The organism is Streptomyces sp. NPDC088747, assembly GCF_044751025.1.
GTDB lineage: Bacteria > Actinomycetota > Actinomycetes > Streptomycetales > Streptomycetaceae > Streptomyces.
Genome location: NZ_JBIVKZ010000018.1, coordinates 190,727 through 216,006 on the forward strand (window position 1 = coordinate 190,727; position 25,280 = coordinate 216,006).

The 25,280-nt window shown below is 69.4% G+C and carries 25 protein-coding genes; 19 read left to right on the forward strand and 6 right to left on the reverse strand.

Features of this window, described 5'->3' with window-relative positions:
- The first annotated feature begins 205 nt into the window (after positions 1–205).
- The 7 genes from ACIP79_RS34105 to pstB all read left to right on the forward strand — a co-directional run bounded on the left by ACIP79_RS34105 (position 206) and on the right by pstB (position 8,476).
- Positions 206–2,437, forward strand: coding sequence for an RNA degradosome polyphosphate kinase (locus ACIP79_RS34105; RefSeq protein ID WP_401229652.1), 2,232 nt, complete (start codon positions 206–208; stop codon positions 2,435–2,437).
- A complete protein-coding gene (locus ACIP79_RS34110; protein WP_401229655.1) occupies positions 2,418–3,473 on the forward strand; it encodes a CHAD domain-containing protein in 1,056 nt (351 codons plus the stop codon). Before ACIP79_RS34105 ends, ACIP79_RS34110 begins: the two co-directional genes overlap by 20 nt.
- A 106-nt stretch (positions 3,474–3,579) precedes the next feature.
- Entirely contained in the window at positions 3,580–4,008 is a 429-nt protein-coding gene (locus ACIP79_RS34115; RefSeq protein ID WP_401229658.1) for an NUDIX hydrolase, read from the forward strand.
- Between the two features lie 340 nt (positions 4,009–4,348).
- Positions 4,349–5,473, forward strand: coding sequence for a phosphate ABC transporter substrate-binding protein PstS (gene pstS, locus ACIP79_RS34120; protein WP_401229660.1), 1,125 nt, complete (start codon positions 4,349–4,351; stop codon positions 5,471–5,473).
- A gap of 111 nt (positions 5,474–5,584) precedes the next feature.
- Positions 5,585–6,592 carry a phosphate ABC transporter permease subunit PstC gene (pstC, locus tag ACIP79_RS34125; protein WP_383682143.1) on the forward strand — a complete coding sequence of 336 codons (1,008 nt, stop codon included), beginning with the start codon at positions 5,585–5,587 and terminating at the stop codon, positions 6,590–6,592.
- The gene (pstA, locus tag ACIP79_RS34130; RefSeq protein ID WP_401229664.1) at positions 6,589–7,647 is read left to right on the forward strand and encodes a phosphate ABC transporter permease PstA; all 1,059 of its coding nucleotides are present in this window, start codon (positions 6,589–6,591) and stop codon (positions 7,645–7,647) included. Before pstC ends, pstA begins: the two co-directional genes overlap by 4 nt.
- A gap of 52 nt (positions 7,648–7,699) precedes the next feature.
- A complete protein-coding gene (pstB, locus tag ACIP79_RS34135) occupies positions 7,700–8,476 on the forward strand; it encodes a phosphate ABC transporter ATP-binding protein PstB (protein ID WP_383682146.1) in 777 nt (258 codons plus the stop codon).
- 122 nt (positions 8,477–8,598) lie between these two features.
- On the opposite strand, the gene ACIP79_RS34140 is transcribed toward pstB, so the two are convergent.
- The gene (locus tag ACIP79_RS34140) at positions 8,599–8,760 is read right to left on the reverse strand and encodes a hypothetical protein (protein ID WP_383682147.1); all 162 of its coding nucleotides are present in this window, start codon (positions 8,758–8,760) and stop codon (positions 8,599–8,601) included.
- 165 nt (positions 8,761–8,925) lie between these two features.
- On the opposite strand from ACIP79_RS34140, the gene ACIP79_RS34145 reads away from it, so the two are divergent.
- Positions 8,926–9,738, forward strand: a complete 813-nt coding sequence (locus ACIP79_RS34145) for a hypothetical protein (protein WP_401229717.1) — start codon at positions 8,926–8,928, stop codon at positions 9,736–9,738.
- Between the two features lie 124 nt (positions 9,739–9,862).
- Complete coding sequence (locus ACIP79_RS34150; RefSeq protein WP_383682148.1) at positions 9,863–10,066, forward strand: hypothetical protein; 204 nt, start codon at positions 9,863–9,865, stop codon at positions 10,064–10,066.
- Between the two features lie 133 nt (positions 10,067–10,199).
- Here the strand turns inward: ACIP79_RS34150 and ACIP79_RS34155 are convergent, their stop codons facing one another.
- Complete coding sequence (locus tag ACIP79_RS34155) at positions 10,200–10,559, reverse strand: metal-sensitive transcriptional regulator (protein ID WP_383682150.1); 360 nt, start codon at positions 10,557–10,559, stop codon at positions 10,200–10,202.
- A 290-nt stretch (positions 10,560–10,849) separates the two neighbouring features.
- Between ACIP79_RS34155 and ACIP79_RS34160 the strand changes: the two genes are divergently transcribed.
- The 4 genes from ACIP79_RS34160 (at position 10,850) to ACIP79_RS34175 (ending at position 16,448) form a co-directional block, all read left to right on the forward strand.
- Positions 10,850–11,470 (forward strand): DUF47 domain-containing protein, encoded by a 621-nt coding sequence (locus ACIP79_RS34160; RefSeq protein ID WP_266459195.1) that lies wholly within the window; start codon positions 10,850–10,852, stop codon positions 11,468–11,470.
- A 7-nt stretch (positions 11,471–11,477) separates the two neighbouring features.
- Complete coding sequence (locus tag ACIP79_RS34165; protein ID WP_383682151.1) at positions 11,478–12,476, forward strand: anion permease; 999 nt, start codon at positions 11,478–11,480, stop codon at positions 12,474–12,476.
- 262 nt (positions 12,477–12,738) lie between these two features.
- The gene (locus ACIP79_RS34170; RefSeq protein WP_401229669.1) at positions 12,739–14,325 is read left to right on the forward strand and encodes an FAD-binding oxidoreductase; all 1,587 of its coding nucleotides are present in this window, start codon (positions 12,739–12,741) and stop codon (positions 14,323–14,325) included.
- A gap of 110 nt (positions 14,326–14,435) precedes the next feature.
- Positions 14,436–16,448 carry a PA14 domain-containing protein gene (locus ACIP79_RS34175; RefSeq protein WP_401229671.1) on the forward strand — a complete coding sequence of 671 codons (2,013 nt, stop codon included), beginning with the start codon at positions 14,436–14,438 and terminating at the stop codon, positions 16,446–16,448.
- Positions 16,449–16,543: 95 nt separating this feature from the next.
- On the opposite strand, the gene ACIP79_RS34180 is transcribed toward ACIP79_RS34175, so the two are convergent.
- From ACIP79_RS34180 to ACIP79_RS34195, 4 genes are all read right to left on the reverse strand, one after another.
- The gene (locus ACIP79_RS34180; RefSeq protein WP_401229673.1) at positions 16,544–17,251 is read right to left on the reverse strand and encodes a phosphatase PAP2 family protein; all 708 of its coding nucleotides are present in this window, start codon (positions 17,249–17,251) and stop codon (positions 16,544–16,546) included.
- Between the two features lie 193 nt (positions 17,252–17,444).
- A complete protein-coding gene (locus ACIP79_RS34185; protein ID WP_401229675.1) occupies positions 17,445–18,446 on the reverse strand; it encodes an NlpC/P60 family protein in 1,002 nt (333 codons plus the stop codon).
- Positions 18,447–18,629: 183 nt separating this feature from the next.
- A complete protein-coding gene (locus ACIP79_RS34190) occupies positions 18,630–19,211 on the reverse strand; it encodes a Uma2 family endonuclease (protein ID WP_401229720.1) in 582 nt (193 codons plus the stop codon).
- A gap of 213 nt (positions 19,212–19,424) precedes the next feature.
- The gene (locus ACIP79_RS34195) at positions 19,425–19,865 is read right to left on the reverse strand and encodes an ATP-binding protein (RefSeq protein WP_401229678.1); all 441 of its coding nucleotides are present in this window, start codon (positions 19,863–19,865) and stop codon (positions 19,425–19,427) included.
- A gap of 205 nt (positions 19,866–20,070) precedes the next feature.
- Between ACIP79_RS34195 and ACIP79_RS34200 the strand changes: the two genes are divergently transcribed.
- From ACIP79_RS34200 to ACIP79_RS34225, 6 genes are all read left to right on the forward strand, one after another.
- On the forward strand, positions 20,071–20,916 hold the full coding sequence (locus tag ACIP79_RS34200) for a helix-turn-helix domain-containing protein (RefSeq protein WP_401229679.1): 846 nt from the start codon (positions 20,071–20,073) through the stop codon (positions 20,914–20,916).
- A 10-nt stretch (positions 20,917–20,926) separates the two neighbouring features.
- On the forward strand, positions 20,927–21,118 hold the full coding sequence (locus ACIP79_RS34205) for a DUF397 domain-containing protein (protein WP_401229682.1): 192 nt from the start codon (positions 20,927–20,929) through the stop codon (positions 21,116–21,118).
- Entirely contained in the window at positions 21,111–21,347 is a 237-nt protein-coding gene (locus ACIP79_RS34210; RefSeq protein WP_383682161.1) for a DUF397 domain-containing protein, read from the forward strand. The genes ACIP79_RS34205 and ACIP79_RS34210 overlap by 8 nt, the downstream gene beginning before the upstream one ends.
- Positions 21,341–22,246: a class A beta-lactamase gene (bla, locus tag ACIP79_RS34215; RefSeq protein WP_401229723.1), complete on the forward strand. Its 906-nt coding sequence runs from the start codon at positions 21,341–21,343 to the stop codon at positions 22,244–22,246. Before ACIP79_RS34210 ends, bla begins: the two co-directional genes overlap by 7 nt.
- Before the next feature lie 98 nt (positions 22,247–22,344).
- Positions 22,345–24,570 carry an MMPL family transporter gene (locus tag ACIP79_RS34220; RefSeq protein WP_401229685.1) on the forward strand — a complete coding sequence of 742 codons (2,226 nt, stop codon included), beginning with the start codon at positions 22,345–22,347 and terminating at the stop codon, positions 24,568–24,570.
- A gap of 365 nt (positions 24,571–24,935) precedes the next feature.
- A complete protein-coding gene (locus tag ACIP79_RS34225) occupies positions 24,936–25,244 on the forward strand; it encodes a hypothetical protein (RefSeq protein ID WP_326722163.1) in 309 nt (102 codons plus the stop codon).
- Positions 25,245–25,280 lie beyond the last annotated feature (36 nt).

A 25,280-nucleotide genomic window follows, 5' to 3' on the forward strand; every position in this document is an offset into this window, starting at 1 on the left:
TAACCATCGATTCAGACGACCTTGCGACGCTCGACCAATGAACCCCGCCGTGCCAGAGCCTTCGCCTCCCGACGGAAGCGAGCCCCTGCCTCAGACGGTGAACGAGCCCGTACCAGCCCCGCTGAACGGGAACATCCGCCTCGCTTCGCTGCCGCCCGCGCTCTCCGACGCGCCGGTAACGCCCCCGGCGCGGAAGAATGGGTCCATGAGCCACCCAAGCGCCCAGGCCCCGGTCCAGCACGCTCAGCCCTCCGTCGGTTCCATAGCCGCGCACCGTCCACACACGGTGGCGGCGAACGTCTCCGACCTCGAACCCGACCTCGACGCCGACCTCGACGAGTACGAGGACATGGTCGAGGACGGTGTCCAGCTGCCGCAGGGCCGGTTCCTGGACCGGGAGCGCAGCTGGCTGGCGTTCAACGAACGGGTCCTGGAGCTCGCGGAGGACCCGAACACACCTCTGCTGGAGCGCGCCAACTTCCTGGCGATCTTCGCCAGCAACCTGGACGAGTTCTTCATGGTCCGGGTGGCGGGCCTGAAGCGCCGTATCGCGACCGGCGTGGCCACCAAGTCCGCCTCGGGTCTCCAGCCCCGCGAGGTCCTGGAGATGATCTGGGCCCGCTCGCGCGAGCTGATGGCCCGGCACGCGGCCTGCTACCAGGAGGACGTGGCCCCCGCGCTCGCGGAGGAGGGCGTCCACCTGGTCCGCTGGAGCGAGCTGACGGAGAAGGAACAGGCCCGCCTGTTCACCCTGTTCCGGCACCAGATCTTCCCGGTCCTCACCCCCCTCGCGGTCGACCCGGCGCACCCCTTCCCGTACATCTCGGGCCTGTCCCTGAACCTGGCCGTCGTCGTGCGGAACCCGGTCAGCGGCCACCGCCACTTCGCGCGCGTCAAGGTCCCGCCGCTGCTCTCCCGCTTCCTGGAGGCCGCCCCGAACCGCTACGTCCCCATCGAGGACGTCATCGCGGCCCACCTGGAAGAGCTGTTCCCCGGCATGGAGGTCCTGGAGCACCACACGTTCCGCCTCACCAGGAACGAGGACCTGGAGGTCGAGGAGGACGACGCCGAGAACCTGCTCCAGGCGCTGGAGAAGGAGCTCATGCGGCGCCGCTTCGGACCGCCGGTGCGCCTGGAGGTCGAGGAGTCCATCGACCGGTACGTCCTGGACCTGCTGGTCCGCGAGCTGAAGATCTCCGAGGCCGAGGTGTACCCGCTGCCGGGCCCCCTCGACCTCACCGGCCTCTTCGGCATCGGCGGCCTGGACCGGCCCGAGCTGAAGTACCCGAAGTTCATCGCGGGCACCCACCGCGACCTCGCCGAGGTCGAGTCGGCGTCCGCGCCCGACATCTTCGCCGCGCTCCGCGAACGGGACGTCCTGCTCCACCACCCGTACGACTCCTTCTCCACCTCCGTCCAGGCCTTCCTGGAGCAGGCGGCGAGTGACCCGGACGTACTGGCCATCAAGCAGACCCTCTACCGGACCTCGGGCGACTCCCCGATCGTCGACGCGCTGATAGACGCGGCCGAGTCAGGCAAGCAGGTCCTCGTCCTGGTCGAGATCAAGGCGCGCTTCGACGAGCAGGCCAACATCAAGTGGGCCAGGAAGCTCGAAGAGGCCGGCTGCCATGTCGTGTACGGGCTGGTCGGCCTGAAGACCCACTGCAAGCTGTCGCTGGTGGTGCGCCAGGAGGGCGACACCCTGCGCCGCTACTGCCACGTGGGCACGGGCAACTACCACCCCAAGACCGCCCGGCTCTACGAGGACCTGGGGCTGCTCACCGCCGACCCGCAGGTCGGCGCGGACCTCTCCGACCTCTTCAACCGGCTCTCCGGCTACTCACGCCGTGAGACCTATCGCCGGCTGCTCGTCGCCCCCAAGTCCCTGCGCGACGGCCTGATCTCGCGGATCAACAAGGAAGTCCAGCACCACGAGGCCGGGCGCCCCGCGTTCGTCCGCATCAAGGTCAACTCGATGGTGGACGAAGCGGTCATCGACTCGCTGTACCGCGCCTCGCAGGCCGGGGTGCCCGTCGACATCTGGGTGCGCGGCATCTGCGCGGTCCGGCCCGGCGTCACGGGCCTGTCCGAAAACATACGGGTGCGCTCGATCCTCGGCCGCTTCCTGGAACACTCCCGGGTCTTCGCCTTCGGCAACGGCGGCGAACCCGAGATCTGGCTCGGCAGCGCCGACATGATGCACCGCAACCTCGACCGCCGCATCGAGGCCCTGGTGAGGATCACCGACCCGGCCCACCGGGCAGCCCTCAACCGGCTGTTCGAGACCGGTATGTCCGACACCACCGCTTCCTGGCACCTGGGCCCGGACGGCGAATGGACCCGGCACGCGACCGATGCCGAGGGCCAGCCCCTGCGGAACGTCCAGGAGATGCTCATAGACGCCCGGAGGCGCCGGCGTGGCACAGCGAAACCTTGACCCCCACGACCCCACGGCCCGGACCATGTCCGTGTCCGTGTCCGCATCCGGGGACGCCCTCGCGCGGTACCTGCGGGCCCAGGCGACGGAGTTCCTCCGCTCGCTGCGCCTGCACCGCGAGACCGGCGGCACGTCGAACGGCTCGGACGAGTCCGTCGACGCGGCCCGCGCCCTGCGCCGCTCGGCCCGCCGGATCAGCGGCTCGCTGCACACCTTCCGGCCACTGCTCGACGCGGACTGGTCGGAGCGCATGCGCCCCGAACTGGCCTGGCTCTCGGGCACCCTGGCCCGCGAGCACGCCTACTCGGCCCGCCTGGAGCGGCTGCTCGGCGCACTGAACCGGCTGTCCGGCACGGGCTCGGCCACCGGCTTCCCCGCACAGGCGGGGCCCGGGGCGAGCGCGGCCCCCAAGAGCAGTCTCACCATCGGCGCCGCGAAGGCGGGCGCGCTGCTCGACCGCCAGCTGACCCTGGCCCGCACCCGCGCCCACTCGGCCGCCCTCCAGGCACTGGGCTCCTCCCGCTTCCACGCCGTCGCGGACAGCGTCGCCGTCCTGGCCAGCGAGGTCCCGCTGACCGGCACGGCCACCACGACCGACCTGCGCCAGCCGGCCGCCGCCGCCGAGGGCCGGCTGCTCGACGCCGTCGGCACCCTGCCGCTGCTCACCGCGGGCAACCCCTACAACGCGGAGGCCCTCGTGCACGGCCTCGCCGCCGACACCGCGCCGCAGCCCCAGGACGCCCCCTGGCACCAGGTCCGCCTGCTGCTGCGCCTGCACCGCTACGCCCGCGAGGTCCTGCACGGCGAGGAGTGCCCGGTCGACGTACGCCTGCTCGGCGCGGGCCAGGCCCTCAACCAGCACCGGGACGCCGCCGAGGCCGCCTCGGCCGCCTCGGCCGCGGCCCGCACCCCGCGCATCGCCCCGGCGACGGCGTACGCCCTCGGTGTGCTGCACGCCGACCAGCGGCACGAGGTGGAGGCGGCACGGTTCGCCTTCCAGCAGAGCTGGCAGAAGGAACCCGTGCGCACCCCGTGAGGCCGTCACGCCTTCCGTGACACCCCACGTGCCGTGAAGGCCGTACGCCCCGCCAGGACTGCCCACGCCCTTGGAGGGGACCCGCTGGGACGAACCGGAGGTACCCATGACGACGACCGATGACGACACCATCCAGGCCGCCGGCTGTGTCCTGTGGCGCGTCTCCCCCGTCCGGGTTCCGGGCGAGCTGGAGATCTGCCTGGTCCACCGGCCGAAGTACGACGACTGGTCGCACCCCAAGGGCAAGCTCAAGCGCGGCGAGGAACACCTCGCGGCGGCCCTGCGCGAGGTGGAGGAGGAGAGCGGCTTCCGCTGCGCGCCCGGCGCCCGCCTCCCCTCCGTCCTCTACTACGCGGGCGGCCGCCGCAAGGAGGTCAGCTACTGGGCCGCGAAGGCCACGGACGGCCGCTTCACCCCCAACCGCGAGGTCGACCGCATCGCCTGGCTCTCCCCGGACGCGGCCCGCACCCTCCTCACCCAGCCCCGCGACCGCGAGCTGGTGGACGCTCTCCTGAGCGCACTGCACCTGGCCTGACATCGACGGCTCCGTCACACACCGTCAATCCTTCCTCACGTACGGCACCCGCCATCCGTGGCGGCGTCGCAACGTGTGAGACCCCGATCGGTTACGTAGGGTTTCCCCACGGGTCCCCAAATCCGGGATCTCTCCGTGTCCTCGACGTAAGCGTTCCGTGACCTCACCGCACCGACCGCAGGGGTTCACCCTCCGTTCACTTTTGGCCATCGGCGCCTTCACCTGATCTGCCTAATTTCGGCCTTACACGGTGCGAGGCGACCTGACGGATGTCTCCTCCGCATCACACAGACTTCGCACGCCGCCACCAGACGGCGGCTCCTGGAAGGAACTCCCGAAAGTGAAGCTTCAGCAGCGCATGAACCGGCGGGCCCTCACCCTCGGTGCTCTCGCCGTCTCCGGCGCCCTGGCCCTCACGGCGTGCGGCTCGGACGACACCGGTGCTAGCTCCGACACGAGCGCTTCGACCGGCTCCACCAGCTCGATCAAGTGTGACGACGCCAAGGGCCAGCTGCTCGCCGACGGCTCGTCCGCGCAGAAGAACGCGATCGACGCCTGGGTCAAGCAGTTCAGCTCCGCCTGTGGCGTTCAGATCAACTACAAGGGCGGCGGCTCCGGCGCGGGCGTCACCGCGTTCACGCAGGGCACGGTCGCCTTCGCCGGCTCCGACTCGGCGCTGAAGCCCGAGGAGATCACCGCTTCCAAGGCCGTCTGCACCGGCGGCCAGGCCGTCGACCTCCCGATGGTCGGTGGCCCGATCGCGGTCGGTTACAACGTCCCGGGTGTCGACAAGCTGGTCCTGGACGCCGAGACCATCGCGAAGATCTTCGACAGCAAGATCACCAACTGGAACGACGACGCGATCAAGGCGCTGAACCCCGACGCCACGCTGCCCGACCTCAAGATCCAGGCGTTCCACCGCTCGGACGAGTCCGGCACCACGGACAACTTCACCAAGTACCTGATCGCCGCGACGCCCGACAACTGGAAGTACGAGGGCGGCAAGGCCTGGCAGGCCAAGGGCGGCCAGTCCGCGAGCGGCTCCAGCGGTGTCGCCGCCCAGGTCAAGCAGACCTCGGGCGCCATCAGCTACATGGAGCTGTCCTACGCCAAGGACGGCATCAACGCCGCGTCCCTCGACACCGGTGCCGCTGCCCCGGTCGAGGCCACCGTCGACAACGCCACCAAGGCCATCGCCGACGCCAAGGTCGTCGGCACCGGCTCGGACCTGGCGCTCCAGCTGAACTACACCACCAAGGCCGACGGCGCCTACCCGATCACCCTCGTCACCTACGAGATCGTCTGCGACAAGGGCAACAAGGCCGAGACGCTGCCCGCCACGAAGGCGTTCCTGACCTACATCGCCAGCGAGGACGGCCAGGCGCTCCTCGCCGACGCCGGCTACGCGCCCATCCCGGCCGACATCATCTCCAAGGTCCGCACCACCATCGCGGCCCTGAGCTAAACCCCGACGGTGCGGTCCGGCCCCGATACCCGGGGCCGGACCGCACCGCGTCCGGTGCACCGCCGCCAGGAGCCCCACATCTCGTGCGACTCCGCAGACCGGAGAATCCCGATGGATATATCGACGAAGAACACCGAAGCCCCTCCCCCGATCCCCGAACCCACCGAGACCGAGCAGAAGCGCGCGAGCCGCGGCGCCACCCGACCGGGTGACCGGATCTTCCTCGGTCTCTCCCGCGGCTCGGGCATCCTGCTCCTGGTGATCATGGCCGCCATCGCGGTCTTCCTCACCTGGCGTGCCGTCCTCGCGATCAGCAAGGACGAGAGCAACTTCCTCACCACGTTCGAGTGGAACCCCACCGCCATCCCGCCGGACTTCGGCATCGCCGTCCTGGCCTTCGGCACGGTGGTCTCCTCGATCATCGCCATGGTCATCGCGGTACCGATCGCGGTAGCCATCGCGCTGTTCCTCACGCACTACGCCCCGCGCAGGCTCGGCGGCCCCATCTCGTACGTCATCGACCTGCTCGCCGCCGTGCCGTCCATCGTGTACGGCCTGTGGGGCGCCCTCATCCTCGTACCGCAGATGAACGGCCTCTTCGGCTGGCTCGACGCCTACTTCGGCTGGACCGGCATCTTCGAGTGGCAGGGCGGCGCCCCGCGCTCGATGCTCACCGTCGGCATCCTGCTCGCGATCATGATCCTCCCGGTCGTCACCAACGTGAGCCGCGAAGTCTTCCGGCAGTCCCCGCAGATGATCGAGGAGGCGGCTCTCGCCCTCGGCGCCACGCGCTGGGAGGTCATCCGCATGTCGGTGCTGCCCTTCGGCCGCTCCGGCGTGATCTCCGCCTCGATGCTGGGCCTCGGCCGCGCGCTCGGCGAGACGATGGCCGTCGCCACGGTCCTCTCGCCGACCTTCGACATCCAGGCCAGCCTGCTCGACCCGGGCGGCGGCACCTTCGCCCAGAACATCGCCAGCAAGTTCGGCGAGGCCTCCGAGCAGGGCCGTGACGCGCTCATCGCCTCCGGTCTTGTCCTCTTCGTCATCACGCTGCTGGTCAACGGCGCGGCCCGCGCGATCATCGCCCGCCGCAAGGAGTACTCGGGGGCCAACGCATGAGCCACACCCTGAACGCGAAGCGTCCCAGCACCCTCCAGGGCGCGACGCTGCCCAAGTGGTCCCCGTGGGCGATCGCCGCGGGCTCGGTAGCCCTCGGCATCGGCATCAGCGCCGCCGCCGGCCTGGACAGCAACATCCAGTGGGGCCTGATGGCCGCGGTCCTCTTCATCTTCGGGACGTACGGCATCGCCGCCCGCGTCGAGGGCCGCCGGCAGGCCAAGGACCGGGTGGCCACCAGCCTGGTCTGGGTCGCCTTCATCCTCGCCGTCGTGCCGCTGGTCTCCCTGGTCTGGACGACCATCTCGCGGGGTATCAAGGTCCTCGACGTCTACTTCCTGAGCCACTCGATGGGAGTCGTCGCCGACACCGAGCCGGGCGGCGGCATCTACGCCGCCATCATCGGCAGCCTGGAGCAGGTCGGCCTCGCCACGGTGATGGCGGTGCCGATCGGTGTGCTCACCGCCGTCTACCTCGTGGAGTACGGGCGCGGCAACCTCTCCCGGGCCATCACGTTCTTCGTCGACGTCATGACCGGCATCCCGTCGATCGTCGCCGGTCTGTTCATCCTGAGCATCATGCTGATCTTCGACATGCAGCCCTTCGGCTTCGCCGGCTCGCTCGCCCTGGCGATCCTGATGATGCCGGTCGTCGTCCGCTCCACGGAGGAGATGCTCAAGCTCGTTCCGAACGAGCTGCGCGAGGCCTCCCTCGCCCTTGGCATCCCGAAGTGGCGCACTATCCTGAAGGTGGTCCTGCCGACCTCCCTCGGCGGCATCGTCACCGGCATCATGCTTGCGGTCGCCCGTATCGCGGGCGAGACCGCACCCGTACTGCTGCTGGTGTTCGGCAACCCCTTCATCAACAACAACCCGTTCGAAGGCGCACAGGCCTCGTTGCCGCTGTACATCTACCAGCAGTACGCGAACAGCGCGGGCTCGGGCGCGGCGTACGACCGTGCCTGGGCGGCGTCGCTCACCCTGATCGCCTTCATCATGATCCTCAACCTGGCGGCTCGCGGCATCGCCCGCTGGAAGGCCCCCAAGACAGGTCGCTGACGCGGCCATATCAGCGACCGACGTCTCCCCCTCGAAAGAAGCAGTGAGTGAAATGGCCAAGCGAATCGACGTAAGCGGACTCACCGCTTACTACAGCGCCCACAAGGCGATCGAAGACATCTCCATGACGGTCGAGCCCCGCTCCGTGACGGCCTTCATCGGCCCCTCCGGCTGCGGCAAGTCGACCTTCCTGCGCACCCTCAACCGCATGCACGAGGTCACCCCCGGCGGCCGCGTCGAGGGCAAGGTGCTGCTGGACGAGGAGGACCTGTACGGGCACGGCATCGACCCCGTCGCCGTGCGCCGCACGATCGGCATGGTCTTCCAGCGCCCCAATCCCTTCCCCACCATGTCGATCTTCGACAACGTGGCGGCCGGTCTGAAGCTCAACGGCTCCTACAAGAAGTCCGAGCTGAACGACGTCGTGGAGAAGTCCCTCAAGGGCGCCAACCTCTGGAACGAGGTCAAGGACCGCCTGAACAAGCCCGGTTCGGGCCTCTCCGGTGGTCAGCAGCAGCGTCTGTGCATCGCGCGGGCGATCGCGGTGGAGCCGCAGGTGCTCCTCATGGACGAGCCCTGCTCGGCCCTGGACCCGATCTCCACCCTCGCGATCGAGGACCTGATCGGCGAGCTGAAGGAGCGCTTCACGATCGTCATCGTGACGCACAACATGCAGCAGGCCGCCCGCGTCTCCGACCGCACGGCCTTCTTCAACCTCTCCGCGGTCGGCCAGCCCGGCAGGCTCATCGAGATCGACGACACGGAGCGCATCTTCTCCAACCCGTCGGTCCAGGCCACCGAGGACTACATCTCGGGCCGTTTCGGCTGAGCCGACGCCTCCCGAACCCCTCGCGGTGCTGCATGGCGGTGCCACCGTGAGGACGAGAAGGGCCCGCCCCTGGCTCCCGGGGGCGGGCCCGCTCGTATTCTCACCGTGTTCTTACCGCGGCCCTACCCCTGACCGTGTTCCAGCGCGTCCGTGCGGGCCATGCTCCGGGCTCTTCGCGCCGGGCCGCGCCACCCGCAGGTGCAGCGGGCCAGACAGAAACGGCCCTGCTCCACCGTGGTCGTCCGATGTTCCTGGGTCTGGGCGGTCTCGTCCTGCTGCGGCACGTCGACAACGTTACCCAGGGCAAGTGAACGGCGCGCATACGCGTGACAAGCACCCCCACACGTCGTTAAGCGGTCGACGGGGAGGACCGAGGGCCCCGGGACGGACCGGCTGGGGGTCGGCAGGCGATGGTGTCACGGGTGACGGACGACGGGCGGACCGGCCGGATGGCCGCCGTCGCGACGGCCGGACTGCTGGTCGGTGTCTGTCTCACGGGGTGCTCGGAGGGGACCGGCGTCGCCGAGGACGCCCGCGCCGCCGCCGGCGCGGACGGCGTCGAGGTGCTGCACCGGGCCGCCGCCACCCTGCGCCGGGCGGGCAGCGCGAAGGCCCGTACGTCCATGGAGATGGCCACCGGCGGAACCAGGGTCACCGTCCGGGGCGAGGGCGTCTACGACTTCGAGCTGCGCCGGGGCCGGCTGAAGGTGCTGCTGCCGCCGGATCCCGCGGGCGCCGACGAACACCGGCCCATCACCGAGCTGCTCGCCCCGGGCGCCCTGTTCATGAAGAACCGCGGCGCCGGTGTCCCCGCCGACAAGTGGGTCCGCGTCGACACGGCCACCCTCTCCGACGGAAACCTGGTGACGGGCGGCGCCACCGATCCGTACGTGGCGGCCGAGTTGCTGCGCGGGGCGCGGACCGCGTCGTACGTCGGCAGGACCGAGTTCGCGGGCACCGCGGTGCGGCACTACCGCGGTACGGCCGACCTCGGCGTAGCCGCGAGCAGCGCGCCGAAGGCCGACCGGGACGCGCTGAAGGCCGCGGCGAAAGGGTTCGCCACCGCCCGGGTGCCGTTCGACGCCTACCTCGACGAGCAGGGACGGCTGCGCAAGGTCCGGCACCGCTTCAGCTTCGTCAACGGTCAGCACAAGGGCACCGTCGCCGTCGCCTCGACGACCCTGCTGTACGACTTCGGGGTCGCCGTCGACGTACGGCTGCCGGAGTCCGCGGACATCTTCGCCGGAAAGATCGCCGAATAGCCCCGGGCGGCGGGGGCTGGGGCGGGCGTAGGAGGAGTTGGGGGCCGGAAATGGTTCTTCCGTGCCATGCGCGGTGTGTAGGCCGCTACCTACTCTAGGAAGTCGGTGACGGCAGGAAGAGGTGATGTACGTGGCTCCGGTCGGCGGTACGGCGGTTCAGGACCACGTGGCCCTCGCCGAGATCGAGCTGTGCGGAGACCTGATCATCGCGGCCTCGGCCGCCCTTGAGGACCGGCTCAGTCTTGAGAGCATCGACGAGGTGCTGAAGGTGGCCGACGCTCGCACCCATGAGCGCGAGCGTCAGACGGTGCGGGCCATGAACCCGTAGTCCGTTCAGGCCAGTGGGGTGTGGCCCGGCCCCCGCCACACCGACGCTTTCGCGCCACCGGGGCCGGCCCCATAGCCCTCCCCCGTCGCCGTCACCCGGCACACGGCGTCGCACCGCGCGGATGCGGGACATCTCACGTGCGCAGCAGCCGGCCGATCGCCTTCGTCGCTTCCTCGACCTTCGCGTCGATCTCGTCGCCGCCCTTGACGGCCGCGTCCGCGACGCAGTGACGCAGGTGCTCCTCCAGGAGCTGGAGGGCGAAGGACTGGAGGGCCTTGGTGGAGGCGGAGACCTGGGTGAGTATGTCGATGCAGTAGACGTCCTCGTCGACCATCCGCTGGAGGCCGCGGATCTGGCCCTCGATCCGGCGCAGCCGCTTGAGGTGCTCGTCCTTCTGCTTGTGGTAGCCGTGCACACCACGGTCGTGGTCGGTCACCACCTGCTGCGGGGGTTCGCCGGAGGGCGTCGGCGCGCCGGCCTCGGTGGTGGTCATCGCGTCCTCCTGATGGTCCTGTCGGCGCTCCCGGAGGGCCCCGGGGACACCTCGGAGGATATTCCGGAGGATCTTGTCGAGATCCCGTCCGGTTCGCCGCTTACATATACCCCTGGTAGGTATATGGTATCGAACTTTGCTGGGTATAGCCCCCTTGCCCGATGGCGGGGCCGGACCCTGTGCTGATCACTGTGCCCGATGGGCGACACTGGGAGACGGCCCATTAGCCGTGGCCGGATGATGCGCCTAGCATCAGCCTGACCGAAACCGAAGCACCCCGAGGACCCCAAGTGCGCTTTCGTCTGACCCCCAGGGAGACGAGCTTCTACGACATGTTCTCCGCATCCGCGGACAACATCGTCACGGGCTCGAAACTCCTCATGGAACTGCTCGGGGCCGATGCCTCCGGCCGGACCGAGATCGCAGAGCGTATGCGGGCCGCGGAACACGCCGGTGACGACGCCACGCACGCGATCTTCCACCAGCTGAACTCCTCGTTCATCACACCGTTCGACCGTGAGGACATCTACAACCTGGCCTCGTCCCTCGACGACATCATGGACTTCATGGAGGAGGCCGTCGACCTGGTCGTGCTGTACCAGGTCGAGGAGCTCCCCAAGGGTGTGGAGCAGCAGATCGAGGTGCTGGCCAGGGCGGCCGAGCTGACGGCCGAGGCCATGCCGAACCTGCGCACCATGGACAACCTCACCGAGTACTGGATCGAGGTCAACCGCCTGGAGAACCAGGCCGACCAGATCCACCGCAAGCTGCTCGCCCAGCTCTTCAACGGCAAGTACGACGCCATGGACGTGCTCAAGCTCAAGCAGATCGTGGACGTGCTGGAGGAAGCGGCCGACGCGTTCGAGCACGTGGCGAACACGGTGGAGACCATCGCGGTCAAGGAGTCCTGACCTCTTCATGGACACCTTCGCGCTGATCGTGACCATCGGGGTCGCGCTCGGATTCACGTACACGAACGGCTTCCACGATTCGGCGAACGCGATCGCGACGTCCGTATCGACGCGGGCACTGACACCGCGGGCGGCGCTCGCGATGGCCGCGGTCATGAACCTGGCGGGCGCGTTCCTCGGCAGCGGGGTCGCCAAGACGGTCAGCGAGGGGCTGATCGAGACGCCCGAGGGCTCCAAGGGGATGGGCATCCTCTTCGCGGCGCTGATCGGCGCGATCACCTGGAACCTGGTCACCTGGTACTTCGGCCTGCCGTCCTCCTCCTCCCACGCCCTGTTCGGCGGCATGGTGGGCGCGGCGCTGGCCGGCGGCACGACGGTCTACTGGCACGGCGTGCTGGACAAGATCGTGATCCCGATGTTCGCCTCGCCGCTGGTCGGCCTGGTCGTCGGCTATCTGGTGATGACCGCCATCATGTGGCTGTTCCGCCGCTCCAACCCGCACAAGGCCAAGCGCGGTTTCCGCATCGCCCAGACCGTCTCCGCCGCCGGCATGGCTCTCGGCCACGGTCTCCAGGACGCCCAGAAGACCATGGGCATCGTGGTGATGGCCCTGGTCATCGCCGACGTCCAGGGTCCGGGCGACCCCATCCCGGTCTGGGTGAAGATCGTCTGCGCGATGATGCTGTCCCTGGGCACGTACGCCGGCGGCTGGCGCATCATGCGCACGCTCGGCCGGAAGATCATCGAACTCGACCCGCCCCAGGGCTTCGCCGCGGAGACCACCGGCGCGTCGATCATGTTCGTCACGGCCTACATCTTCAAGGCCCCGATCTCCACGACCCACGTCATCACCTCCGCCATCATGGGCGTCGGCGCGACCAAGCGCCTCAACGCCGTCCGCTGGGGCGTCGCCAAGAACATCATCCTCGGCTGGTTCATCACGATGCCGGCAGCGGCCCTGGTAGCAGCCGTGAGCTTCTGGATCGTGAACCTGACGGTCCTCTGAACCTGGCGGTCCTCTGACACCCGCCAGATTCAGCCCGCTCGGGTCCCAGCCCGTCCGGCGTTTGAGGACGAGCGCGAAGCGCGAAGCGGGGGGCTAGGGGGCGCAGCCCCCGGAAACGGGACGGGAAGGGGCGGAGGGGGCGAAAAAACCCTCCCCGCAGCCGAACCCGCCACCCCCACACTCCACTCCCCTCCGCTCCACTCCCATGGAACCCCGCCCCCCGGGCACCCGTCTCGTTCAAGAGAACCATCGGGAGGCCCACATGCAACGGCGTACGTTCATAGGCGGCGCCGCCGCCACACTCACGGCGACGGCCACCACCGCGTGCGACGACCCGGGCAGAACCACCACCGGAAAAACCCCGCCCCCCGGCGCGACCAAGCCCACCACCTCCACCTCCGCCTCCGCCTCCCTCCACACAGCCACCACCACCCCCGCGACCACCGCGAACTGGACGGCCCTGTCCAGGGACCTCGACGGCACCCTGGTCCGCCCCGGAGACCAGACCTGGCCGGCCGCGCACCAGCTCTACAACACCCGCTTCGACTCCCTGAAGCCCGCCGCCGTTGCCTACGTCGCCAACACCGCCGACATCACCACCGCCATGGCGTACGCCCGCGCCCACGCCCTGCGGATCTCGATCCGCAACGGCGGCCACTCCTACGCCGGCTGGTCCTCCGGCAACGGCCGTCTGGTCATCGACGTGTCGAAGCTGAACCAGATCCGCGCGAGCGCCGCCGAGGCCGTGGTCGGCGCCGGTTCCAAGCTGATCGACGTCTACCGCGCCCTCGCGGCGAAGGGCGTCACCATCCCCGCCGGCTCCTGCCCCACCGTCGGCGTCTCCGGCCTCACCCTCGGCGGCGGCCACGGCGTGGTCTCCCGCGCGTACGGCCTGACCTGCGACAGCCTCACCCAGGCGACGCTGATCACCGCGGACGGCAAGCAGCTCACCGCGAACGCCACCGAGAACAAGGACCTCTTCTGGGCCCTGCGCGGCGCGGGCAACGGCAACTTCGGCGTCGTCACCGAACTCCGCTACCGCACCCACCCGGCCCCGCAGTCCGTGACGGCGTACATGAGCTGGCCCTGGTCCAGGGCCGCCGCCGTGGTCAGGGCGTGGCAGGAGTGGGGCCCGACGCAGCCCGACGAGATCTGGTCCTCCTGCCACCTCGCCAACGCGGCCGGCGGCACCCCCACGGTCTCCATATCGGCGTTCTCCCTGGGCACGTACGGCGAACTCCAGAACGCCGTGGACCGCCTGGCCGACACGATCGGCGCCCCCGCGAGCAGCGTCTCGCTCAAGCGCAGGTCGTACGAGGACTCGATGGAGGTGTACGCGGGCTGCTCCGCCTTCTCCACCGACGCCCAGTGCCATCTGCCCGGCTCGACCCCGGGCCGCTCGACGCAGGGCGCGCTGGGCCGCGAGACGTACGCGGCCCGATCCGACTTCTTCGACCGTTCCCTGTCCTCGGCGGGCATCCAGGCCCTGCTGAACCAGATCTCGACGGTCCGGGGCGGCACCGGCAGCATCGCCCTGACGGCACTGGGCGGCGCGGTCAACCGCGTCTCCCCCACCGCGACGGCCTTCGTGCACCGCCGCTCGCGCATGCTCGCCCAGTACATCGCCGCCTGGCAGGCGGGCACCTCCGGCGCGACCGCCGAGTCCTGGCTGACCACGGCCCACAAGGCCATGGCCCCGCACGCGTCCGGCGCCGCCTACCAGAACTACACGGACCCCACCCTCACCAACTGGCGCAAGGCGTACTACGGCGACGCGGCCCCCCGCCTGACCGCCCTGAAGAGGGTGTACGACCCCAAGCGCGTCTTCACCTTCCCCCAGGCGCTGTAACTCGGGTCCTGGCAGGGGCGGTCGGTGAAGATCCCGTACAACCAACCGCCCCGGCCGTTGGTCTTCTACGCGCAACTCTCGAACCTGTGCGCGAAAGGCCTCTCCCACCTGTGAAGACCCGTACCGGGCTGAGACCCGTCTCCGTCGTAGTCGTCGCCGCGGCGGCGGGCGGACTGCTCGCTGTCGAAGCGAGCCCGGCCTCGGCCGCCGTCAGCTGCGCCTCCCCCGTGTTCAAGCGCCAGTTCTTCGCCAACACCAGCTTCTCGGGCACCCCGAAGAAGACGGACTGCGACAGCGCGGTCAACGAGAACTACGGCACCGGCGACCCGGCGGGGGTCACCCTGCCCAAGGACAACTTCTCCGTCCGCTGGAGCGTCACCCGCGACTTCGGGTCCGGCGGCCCCTTCACGTTCGCCGCCGAGGCGCAGGACGGCATACGCGTCTACGTCGACGGCGTACGCAGGATCGACCTGTGGAAGAACGTCTCGTCCACGCGGAAGAAGTCGGTCAACCTGACGATCCCCGCGGGGAAGCACAGCCTCCGGGTCGACTACGCCGCCTGGACCGGCGCCGCCAACGTGAAGCTGACGTACACGCCCCGTACCACCGCCACCGTCGACAAGGTCAAGCCGCTGGCGCCGGCCGGGGTGACCGCGAAGCTCGACAACGCGACGGCGAAGGCCGTGCTGACCTGGGCTCGGAACAAGGAGATGGACCTCGCCGGGTACCGCCTCCACCGTCGCCAGGACGGCACCAGCACCTGGACGGCGCTCGGGACGACCACCGGCACCACCATGTCGGACCTGCCGTCCACGCCCGGCCGCACGTACTTCTACGAGGTCCGCGCCTACGACAGGGCGGGCAACGTCTCCACGGGCAGCGCCGACCAGAAGGTCGTGACCGTCGCGGTCACCGCGCCGACCGGCCTCGCCGCGCAGGGCCTGGACGAGGGCGTCAAGCTCACCTGGAACCCGGTGCCCGGCGCGGTGAAGTACAGCGTGACGCGGTACAGGAACGGCACGCTCGTCCTCGGCAAGTCCGCGACGGGCACGACCTACACCGACACGACGGCCCCGCGCTCGAAGGAGTCCTCGACCTACTGGGTCAAGGCCGTCGACGGGGCGGGCAGGCTCTCCGAGGCCGCCGTCGCGACGGCGGTCCGGCCCGTCGCCGCGCCGCACGAGGTGACCGCGAAGCCCGACGCCGACCGGGTCGACCTGAGCTGGAAGACCCACCCGGACACGGACGGCAGCTACTACTCCTTCAACGTCTACCGCTCCAGGTCCCTGCCGGTGAACACCGCCACCGAGCCGATCCGCTGCGACATCACCTCCGTCAAGCTGGCCGACGGCCGCAGGCAGTACAGCTGCGAGGACGGCTCGACGTCCGCGAACACCACGTACCACTACGTGATCAAGGGGTTCGACGACGGCGACCGCGAGTCCGTGGCCTCCGCCACCGCGAGCGTCACCACACTCGCCTCGGACCGGGACACCACTCCGCCGGCCGCCGTCACCGGACTGACCTCCGAGGCAACCGAGTACGGCATCGTCCTGGACTGGAACGCCAACTCCGAGACGGACCTCAAGCGGTACACGGTCTACCGGGGCGAGGTGCTCCGGAGCGACGACGAGGCCGTGTGCTCCGGGAGCGAGTGGGCCTATCTGGCGCCGGGCACGACGCACTACGTCGACGCGACCCTGCCCGACGGCGACGAGCGCTGCTACTGGATCGACGCGGTCGACACCAGCTACAACTCCAGTTTCAAGTGGACCGGCACCGCGCAGGTCAGCAGTGTCTTCGAGCTCGACCTGACCCCCTCGGTCAGCACGCCCGAGGGCTCCCCCGTGAGCCTGACGGCCTCCGCCGATGACTCGGGCACGGTGGAACTGTCCTGGAACACGGTCCAGGGCGCGACCGGCTACCGCGTCCTGCGCTGGGACCCGGCCGCGGGCCAATACACGAGCCTGACCGGTGACACGCCGGTCACCGGCACCTCGTACACGGACACGACCGCCGCCTCCGGCACCACGCACCACTACTGGGTGACCGCGCTACTGGCCGACGGCAGCGAGACGGCGCCGGGCGCGGACTGGGCGATCCTGGTTCCGCCGGGCGCCTGAGCCGGGCGCCTGAGCCGGCCGAGGCCGCACAAGGGCGAGGGGCGGAGACCGACTTGGTCCCCGCCCCTCGCCGCGTGGATTCCCGCTTCGCGGGACTACGCCGCCAGGTCCCGGTCCTCGGGCCGCTCCACCCGGGCCCCGGTGAGCACCGCTTCCTCGCCCGAGCCGGGGAGGGCCGCCCCGCGCGCCCGGATCAGCCCGCCGACGCGCGCGGAACCCTCCACCGCCTTGGTCAACGGCGTCAGCAGCAGCATCGCGAGCGGGGAGAGCAGCAGGGCGACCGCGGTGCCCAGGGCGAAGCCGCCGATCACGTCCGTCGGGTAGTGCACGCCCATGTAGACCCGGCAGAAGCCCTCGATCAGCGCGAGCCCTATGCCGGCCAGGCCGAACCTGCGGTGGGCGATGAAGAGTCCGACGGCCACCGCCATGGTGAGCGTCGCGTGGTCGCTGACGAAGGAGTAGTCGGTCTTGCCGGACACCAGCACGTCCAGGCCCTGGTGGTCGACGAAGGGGCGGGGGCGCGCCACGAAGTCCCGTATCGGCACGTTCACCAGGACGGCGATGCCTGCGGCCAGCGGCGCCCAGATCACCGCGGCCACGGACGACGCGGCCTCCTCGCCGCCCCGCCGCCGCACGGCCCACCAGCAGCCGGCGACCAGCAGCCCCATCGCGATCAGCAGCCCGTACTCACCGACGAACTCGACGCCGCGGTCGAACCAGCGCGGAGCCTCCTGTGCCAGGCGGTTGATGTCGTAGAGCAGGTCGACGTCGGGATTGGAACCGGATTCGGCGAGTCCAGCCATGGTGCTGCGGCCCCTTCGTCGTCTTTCCCGCGCGCGCAGCCTTTCGTGCGGCGCTCTGTCCCACCCCCGTGGTCGTAGATCAGCTCTACGAGAAAAGGAACGCACAGTCCCCTGATATACGTTCCACCCTCCACCGAATGATCACTCAGACGTTATCGAAGAGAGATACATCGCCGCAGCTCAGAGGGGTGGTTCACACCGTTGTGGGCAATGCTTTCGCGCCATCTTCGGTCACTCGGGTGGCCCCGAAGTAGTCGGGGGTGTCGATGGGGTCGAAGCGGATGACGGCCCCTGTCCGGGGTGCGTCGATCATGTATCCGCCGCCCACGTAGATACCGACGTGCCGGATGGTCCGCGAGTTGGTGAGGTCGTCCGAGAAGAACACCAGGTCCCCCGGCATCAGCTCTTCCCGGGCGGGGTGCGGCCCCGCGTTCCACTGGTCGTTGGCCACGCGCGGCAGGGTGATCCCCACACTCTCGTACGCGGCCTTCGTCAGCCCCGAGCAGTCGAAGCGTCCGCCCTGGTCAGCGGTGCCGTTGCCGCCCCACAGGTAGGGCGTGCCGAGCTTGTCCTGGGCGTACGAGATGGCCGCCGCGGCCTGCTTGGAGGGGTCGACGCGGGTCACCGGCGCGGCGAAACTCGCCTGCAGCGTGGTGATCGTCTTCACGTAGTTCTGGGTCTCCTTGTACGGCGGTACGCCCCCGTACTTGATGACCGCGTACGCCCCCGCGTTGTAGGCGGCGAGCATGTTGTGCGTGGGGTCCCCCGGCGCGTCCTTCACGTACGAGGCGAGCTCGCAGTCGTAGGAGGCGGCCGACGGAATCGCGTCATTCGGGTCCCATACGTCGCGATCGCCGTCACCGTCGCCGTCGATTCCGTGTGTCGCCCACGTTCCGGGGATGAACTGCGCTATCCCCTGCGCCGCCGCCGGGCTCTGGGCGGTCGGGTTGAACCCGCTCTCCTGGTACAACTGCGCGGCCAGCAGCGCCGGGTTGATGGCGGTGCAGAGGTTGCCCCACTTCTGCACGAGCGTTTGATACGCGGCCGGCACGGCGCCCTTGGCGAGGGTGATCGCCCCGCCGCCGCCCGCGAGGTTCCCCGCGACCAGATACACACCGACGACGAGGACCATCACGAAGCTGAGTCCGCCCCCGACGGCGGCGATCGCCACGACCCATGCCTTACGCACCGTCAACCGCCCCTCACCGCACAGGAGTCCGCCGAGGTCAGTGTAGAGGCGCCCACCACACAACGGGATGATCACGCACAACCTGATACGGCCCGGTGCCGCACAGCCGTCCGTCGCACCCACCCATGGCCCACTGACCCGCCGTCAGCAGTCCCCGGTACCGTCGCCAGGGCTCTCCTGGTCAGGAACTCAGCTCCCGTACACCGGGAATCCGTCCGTCGCGACCTCGAAACCGAGCGGCTCCGGGAGCGGTACGGGCTCGCCGTACTTGCCGGGCAGCACGTCACGGTATGCGCCGTTGTCCGGACGGGTGTGCAGGGCCCAGGTGCCCTTGCGGGGATCGATGACAAGGAGGACGGCGACGCCCGCGACGGCGTACCAGTCGGCCTTGTCCCGGATTCCTCTGGACTTCTCGGACTGCGAGATGACCTCGACAGCGACCTCGACGTCACGCGGATCGAGCAGCCAGTCGTCCGACTCCAGGAAATCCCTGGGGCACACCAGGAGATCGGGTGTCACGAAGTCGTCCGCTTCGTCCGGCATCGCGATGGACGACACCTCCACCGCGACAAGCTCCGTCCGCAGCTTCGGCCTGATGATCCCCTCAAGGAGATGGATCACTCCCGCGTGCTTGCCACGCGGCGTCGGGGACATCACAAGCTTCCCTCCCAGAATCTGCACACGCAGACCCGTCGCTTCCTCGATCTTCTCGGCGACCTCGCGCAGATTCCCGGGGCGGGGCTTCGGATGGATACGGGGCACGGACGGCATGGGCACGGCGCACGACCTCCGACCTTCCTCTTCCTCGGCTGCGCGAGCGGGATCGGCGGGAGGCCCGACACCTCGCTCGGCGGTGAATCCACCGTACTGTGCGGTCTCCTCCACCGACTGGCCTTCACGCCCCGCGCGTGTGCACGCGGCCCCCTTGAAGCGTTGCTCAAGCTCTGCCACGCCGACCCCCCTTCACGCTCCGAACATGAACAATCACCATAGGCCACCCCTCTGACACTCCGCCCACAGCAGCTTCCCGCCCTTCGAGGCCCCCAGCTCCCGCAGCACCGACACGCCCCACGTGTCCGCGCAGGCCCGTACGAGGTGCAGGCCCCGGCCGTGTTCGGCATCGTCCGGGGGTACGGTCCCGCCGGGCTCGCCGGAGAAGCCCGGGGGGACCGTCGGATCGGTGTCCCAGACGGCGATACGGAGCCGGTCGGGCTCGGCGGCGTGCAGGCGCAGGACGTACGGGCCCCGGGTGTGCAGGTGGGCGTTCGTGAGCAGCTCGGAGGCCAGCAGCTCGGCGGTGGGGGTGAGTTCGGTCAGCCCGTGCGCGGCGAGGACGCTGCGGAGGGTGACCCGGGCGATGCCGGGGGCACGGGGATCGTGGGGGAGCTGAAGGGTGTAGGCCCAGGACGGGGATACGGTTGCCATCGGAAGTCTCCCGGTTCGGTGGGTAGTTGGGTGGTTTGGTTACGTTGCCCAGTGACCGCGGTCGCTCCGTCGAGCGGGGTGCTTCTGGGCGAGGGCCCGAGCTATAAAGTAGCGGCAACCGTAAAAGGTCTTACACGGTTTCCGTGAAAGGGCTGATCAATCACCCGTGTGGGTGACCTGCTGTACGAGGGAGGCGGGCCAGCCCGTGAGAAGCAACCCGACGGGTCGTCAACTCCGGTTGGGTACCGAGCTGCGCAAACTCCGGGAGCGCGCCGGCCTGACTTCCACTCAGGCCAGCAAGCTGCTCGGCGTGCAGCAGAACCAGATCAGCAACGTGGAAGCAGGGCGTGCCGGGGTGAGCCCCGAGCGGGTGCGCACACTGGCCTGCCATTACGACTGCGGGGACAAGGCCCTCGTAGACGCACTCGGCGACATGGCGAACGAGCGGGGTCGCGGCTGGTGGGAGGAGTACCGCGAGCTGCTGCCCGCGATACTGCTCGATCTCGCCGAGGTCGAGCACCACGCCACGATGCTGCGCTCCGCCGTGACCGTGCACATCCCCGGCCTGTTCCAGACCACGGAGTACGGCCGCGAGATCTTCCGCCAAGACGTACCCGAGATGTCGCCCCCCGACATCGAGCACCGGGTGTCGTTCCGCGTGAAGCGGCAAGCGGTTCTCTACCGAGACCCCCCGACACCGCACCAGGCGATCATCCACGAGGCCGCTCTACGGATGAAGTTCGGCGGGCCCTCAGTGACCCGCGCGCAGCTCGCGCACCTGCTGGACATGGCCGAACGGCCACACATCACCCTCCACGTGATCCCGTTCGACGCCGGAACGTTCCCCGGTTCGGGCCAGTCGATCTACTACTCCAAGGGTCCGGTGCCACAGCTCGACACGGTGAACCTGGACCAGTCCCACGGCCCGGCGTTCCTGGACTCCGAAGCCCAGCTCGACAAGTACCGCGTCCTGCTCGACCGCATGGAGGCCACAGCAATGCCCCCGGCGCAGTCGCGAGACTTCATCCACAAAGTCATCCATGACCTGTGAAGGAGCCAAGATGCCTGAACCCACCTGGCAGAAGTCTTCATATTGCGCCCAGGGCAACTCCTGCATACATGTCGCCGCAGGCACCGCCGGAACGATCCATCTCACCGAAAGCAGCGACCCCACCGCGGCGATACTCAGCGCCGCCCCCGCCACCTTCCGCACCCTCCTGCGCACCCTCAAACAGGACTCACCCCGTGGCTGACATCCCCCCGGATCTGGAGTGGACCCGCGCCGCCCCCGACGACGAGACCGGCCCCGGTCCCTGGATCGAGCTCGCCTTCGGGGACGAGGACCTCGTGTACATCCGTGAAACCGGTGACCCCACGAACATCGTCACTACAACTCAGGAGAAGTGGGACGCGTTCGTACTGGGCGTACAGGCGGGCGAGTTCGACCACTTCGTACAGGGACTGGAGGACGAGAAATCCTAAGCACGACGACAACGCGCCGCACCCTGCTCACCACGGCCACCGCGACCGCCGCACTCGCGCTCACCGGAGGGCAGGCGCACGCGAACCTCCGTACCCGGAACGAGATACACGCCCGACTGCGGGCACTGGAGGAGGAACACGGCGCCAGGGTCGGCGCGTTCGCCCACAACCTGGGGACGAAGGCGACCGCGCGGTACCGGGCGTCGGAGCTCTTCCCGATGTGCTCGGTGTTCAAGACGCTGGCGGTCGCGGCCGTACTGCGGGACCTGGACCGGCACGGCGAGACGCTCGCCAGGCGGATCCACTACACGGGGGACTACGTGACGGCGTCCGGCGGCGGAGCGGTCACCGTCAAGCCGGAGAACGTGGCGGCGGGCCTCACCGTCGAGGAACTCTGCGACGCGGCGATCCGCTACAGCGACAACGCCGCCGCCAACCTGCTGCTCACCGAGCTGGGCGGCCCCACGGCGGTCACCCGCTTCTGCCGCTCCCTCGGGGACCCGAGAACCCGGCTGGACCGCTGGGAACCGGCCCTGAACTCCGCCGAGCCGGGACGGATCGAGGACACCACCACCCCAGCCGCCATCGCCAGGACCTACGCCCGGCTCGCCCTGGGCAACGCCCTCGGCGACGAGGACCGCACCCGCCTGACCACCTGGCTCCTCGGCAACACGACCGGCGGTGAACGCCTGCGCAAAGGCCTGCCCCAGGACTGGACGGTCGGCGACAAGACGGGCACGGGCCAGTACGGGACGGCCAACGACGTCGGTATCGCCTGGACCCCGGACGGCACCCCGGTCGTCATCGCCGTGCTGACCACCAAGCCCGACCCGGCCGCCACCGCGGACAACCCGCTGGTCGCGAAGACGGCCACGGTCCTGGCGGACGCGATCGGCTGACCCCGGCAGCCGCGGGACGAGGGCGCCCGTCCAACAGGACGCGGTGATCATCGGGACGTTTAATGGACGTGATCGAACGTCTCCGCTGGGAGCGACCCATGCGACTGCGCCGGCTCGGTGAATGGTGCGCACGGCACTTCGTGACCGTCATCGTCCTGTGGCTGGCCGCCCTCGTCGCCCTGAGCCTGCTCAACCGCGCGTTCGGCGGGGAGTACGAGGACAACTTCTCCCTGCCGGGCGTCCAGTCGCAGCAGGGACTGGACGTCCTGAAGGAGCACGATCCGGCGGCCGGCGGCTACAGCAGCCAGATCGTGCTCCAGGACCGGTCGAAACCGCTGACCGACCTGTCCTCGCAGATGTCCCAGACGGTCGGCGACCTCCAGAAACTGCCGCACGTCCTGGCCGTACAGAACCCGTTGGAGACCTCCTCGGGCCAGTCGCAGCCTGACGTCGGCCCCCTCTCCTCCGACGCCAAGACCGCGTACATCACCGTCCGCTTCGACGTACAGCCCTCCACCCTCGGCGACGACTACCTCCACGGCGTGGACGACTCCGTGCAGCCGCTGCGCGCGGCCGGCGCCGACGTCGAGTACGGCGGACCGCTGGGCGAACTGGCCAGACCCGCGGCCGACGACCGGGTCAGCGAGCTGATCGGCTTCGCGGTGGCGATCGTCGTACTGCTGGTCGGGTTCGGGAGCGTGATCGCCGCGGGCATCCCGCTCCTCACGGCGCTGATCAGCGTGATCGGCGGCCTGGCCTGCCTGGGGCTGCTCGCCTCCGCCTTCACCTTCGCCACGGTGTCACCGACCCTGGCCACGATGATCGGGCTCGGCGTCGGCATCGACTACGCCCTGTTCCTGATCACCCGGCACCGGCAGAACCTCATGGACGGTGCCGATCCCGTGCGAGCGGCGGGGCGCGCGAACGCCACCAGCGGACGGGCGGTCCTCGTCTCCGGCTGCACCGTCATCATCGCGCTGGCCGGTCTTTCGGTCTCCGGCGTCTCGTTCATCGGCAAACTGGGGGTGGCCGCGGCCGTCACGGTGGTCTCCGCGGTCGTCGGCGCCCTCACCCTCGTACCCGCGCTCCTCGGCCTCATCGGCAAGCGCATCGACCGCTACCACGTGCGCCGCCCGGTCGCGGAGACGGACGCGGAGCCGGTCGCCGCGACGGACGCCTCGAAGGGCGCCTCGAAGGGCGCCTCGAAGGACGCGGAGCCCGGAGCACCCGCGCACGGCACCTGGCACCGCTACGCGCAGCGCGTGGAACGGCGCCCCTGGTGGTTCCTGGCGGGCGGCCTGGTCACCGTCCTCGTGCTGGCGATCCCGCTGCTCTCCATCCAGCTCGGCCACATCGGCGACGGCGCGGACCCGAAGTCGTTCACCGACCGCCGGGCCTACGACATCATGGCGCAGTCCTTCGGCCCCGGCTCCAACGGTCCGCTGACCGTCGTCATCGACCAGACCGACGTGCCCTCCGACCAGCGCTCCGCCCTCTCCTCCCAGGCGCAGAAGGAGCTGACCGACGTGGCGGGCGCGGCCACCGTCACCCCGCTCACACCCACGCAGGACGGCGACGTACTGGTCGGCACGGTCTACTCGAAGGCGGCCCCGCAGAGCGCCGCGACCACCGACCTCACCAACCGCCTCGTCGACGAAACCCTCCCCGCGGCCGTCTCCGGGACCCCCGCCGACATCGTCGCGAGCCGCCTCCCGCTGATCATCGGCGTCGTCGTCGCCCTCGCCTTCCTGATCATCCTCATCGTCTTCCGCGGCCTGCTGGTCGCCCTGAAGGCCGCCGTACTCAACGTGCTCTCGATCGGGGCGTCGTACGGCGTCGTCGTCGCCGTCTTCCAATGGGGCTGGGGCGGGCCCGCGTTGGGCGTCGAGGGCAAGGTGCCCATCGAGAGCTACGTGCCGATGATGATGTTCGCGATCATCTTCGGACTGAGCATGGACTACGAGATCTTCCTGCTCTCCCGGGTGCACGAGGCCTGGCTGCGCACCGGCGACGCGAAGGCGAGCGTCGCGCACGCCCTGGAGATCACCGCCCGCGTGATCACCTGCGCCGCCCTCATCATGGTGAGCGTCTTCGCCGCGTTCGTGGTCAGCGACAACGTCGTGGTCAAGATGCTCGGACTGGGCCTCGCGGTGAGCGTGCTGATCGACGCGACGGTCGTACGGCTGCTGCTCGTGCCCGCGGTCATGACCCTGCTGGGCCACCGCGCCTGGTGGACACCGCGCCTGCTCGACCGCGTCCTGCCGCACATGGACCCGGAGGGCGGGCGGACCGACCGCCCCGCGGTCCCGTCCGACGGTCCTTAGGCGGCCTCCGCGCCGGTGTACGCCCACGGACGTCCGATGCGCCGCGGCCCGTTTCCCTGTCCCACAACAACCCGGGATAGCCTTCTGACTGACGGTCCTTCGGCCACATCCCGCGGACGCGCGACCGTCCGCGGTTTCATGAATAGGGGATAACGACGGAACCACACGACAGGTTCCGCACCAACTTCATTGCTCGGCGTAACCAGCCGTGATACACAGAGTGACCATACGATCCTTTGCATACCAAACCCGCCAACCAATGACGTCAAGTCGACATCCGACGGCGTCATCTTCGGCGAGAATGGGCTCGACCTCTGCGCACAGGGCAGAGGGTGCAGAACTACCCACTAGGGGCGGTGACTTACATGCTTTTCGCAGCCGAAAAGGGCGACATCACCACAATCATCGGCGGGATCGCTCCGGACTGGGGTCCCTTCGGCAGCCTGGGTACCGAAGCCAAGACGATGGTCCAGGTTGTGATGGCGGTCGCCATCATGCTCTGCCTCGGGATCGCGATCTGGGGTGCGGCCAAGCAGCGCATCGGCGCGACGGCCCTCCGTGACACCTTCAGCGCCGAACAGGGCAAGGGCCTCATCATCGCGGGCCTCACCGGAGTCTTCATCATCGGGTCCCTCGGCACGCTGTTCACCATCGTGTACGGCATGGCCGTCTAGGCCGGGCCGGGCTCGCCCGGATCCTCTCCTCCCGCT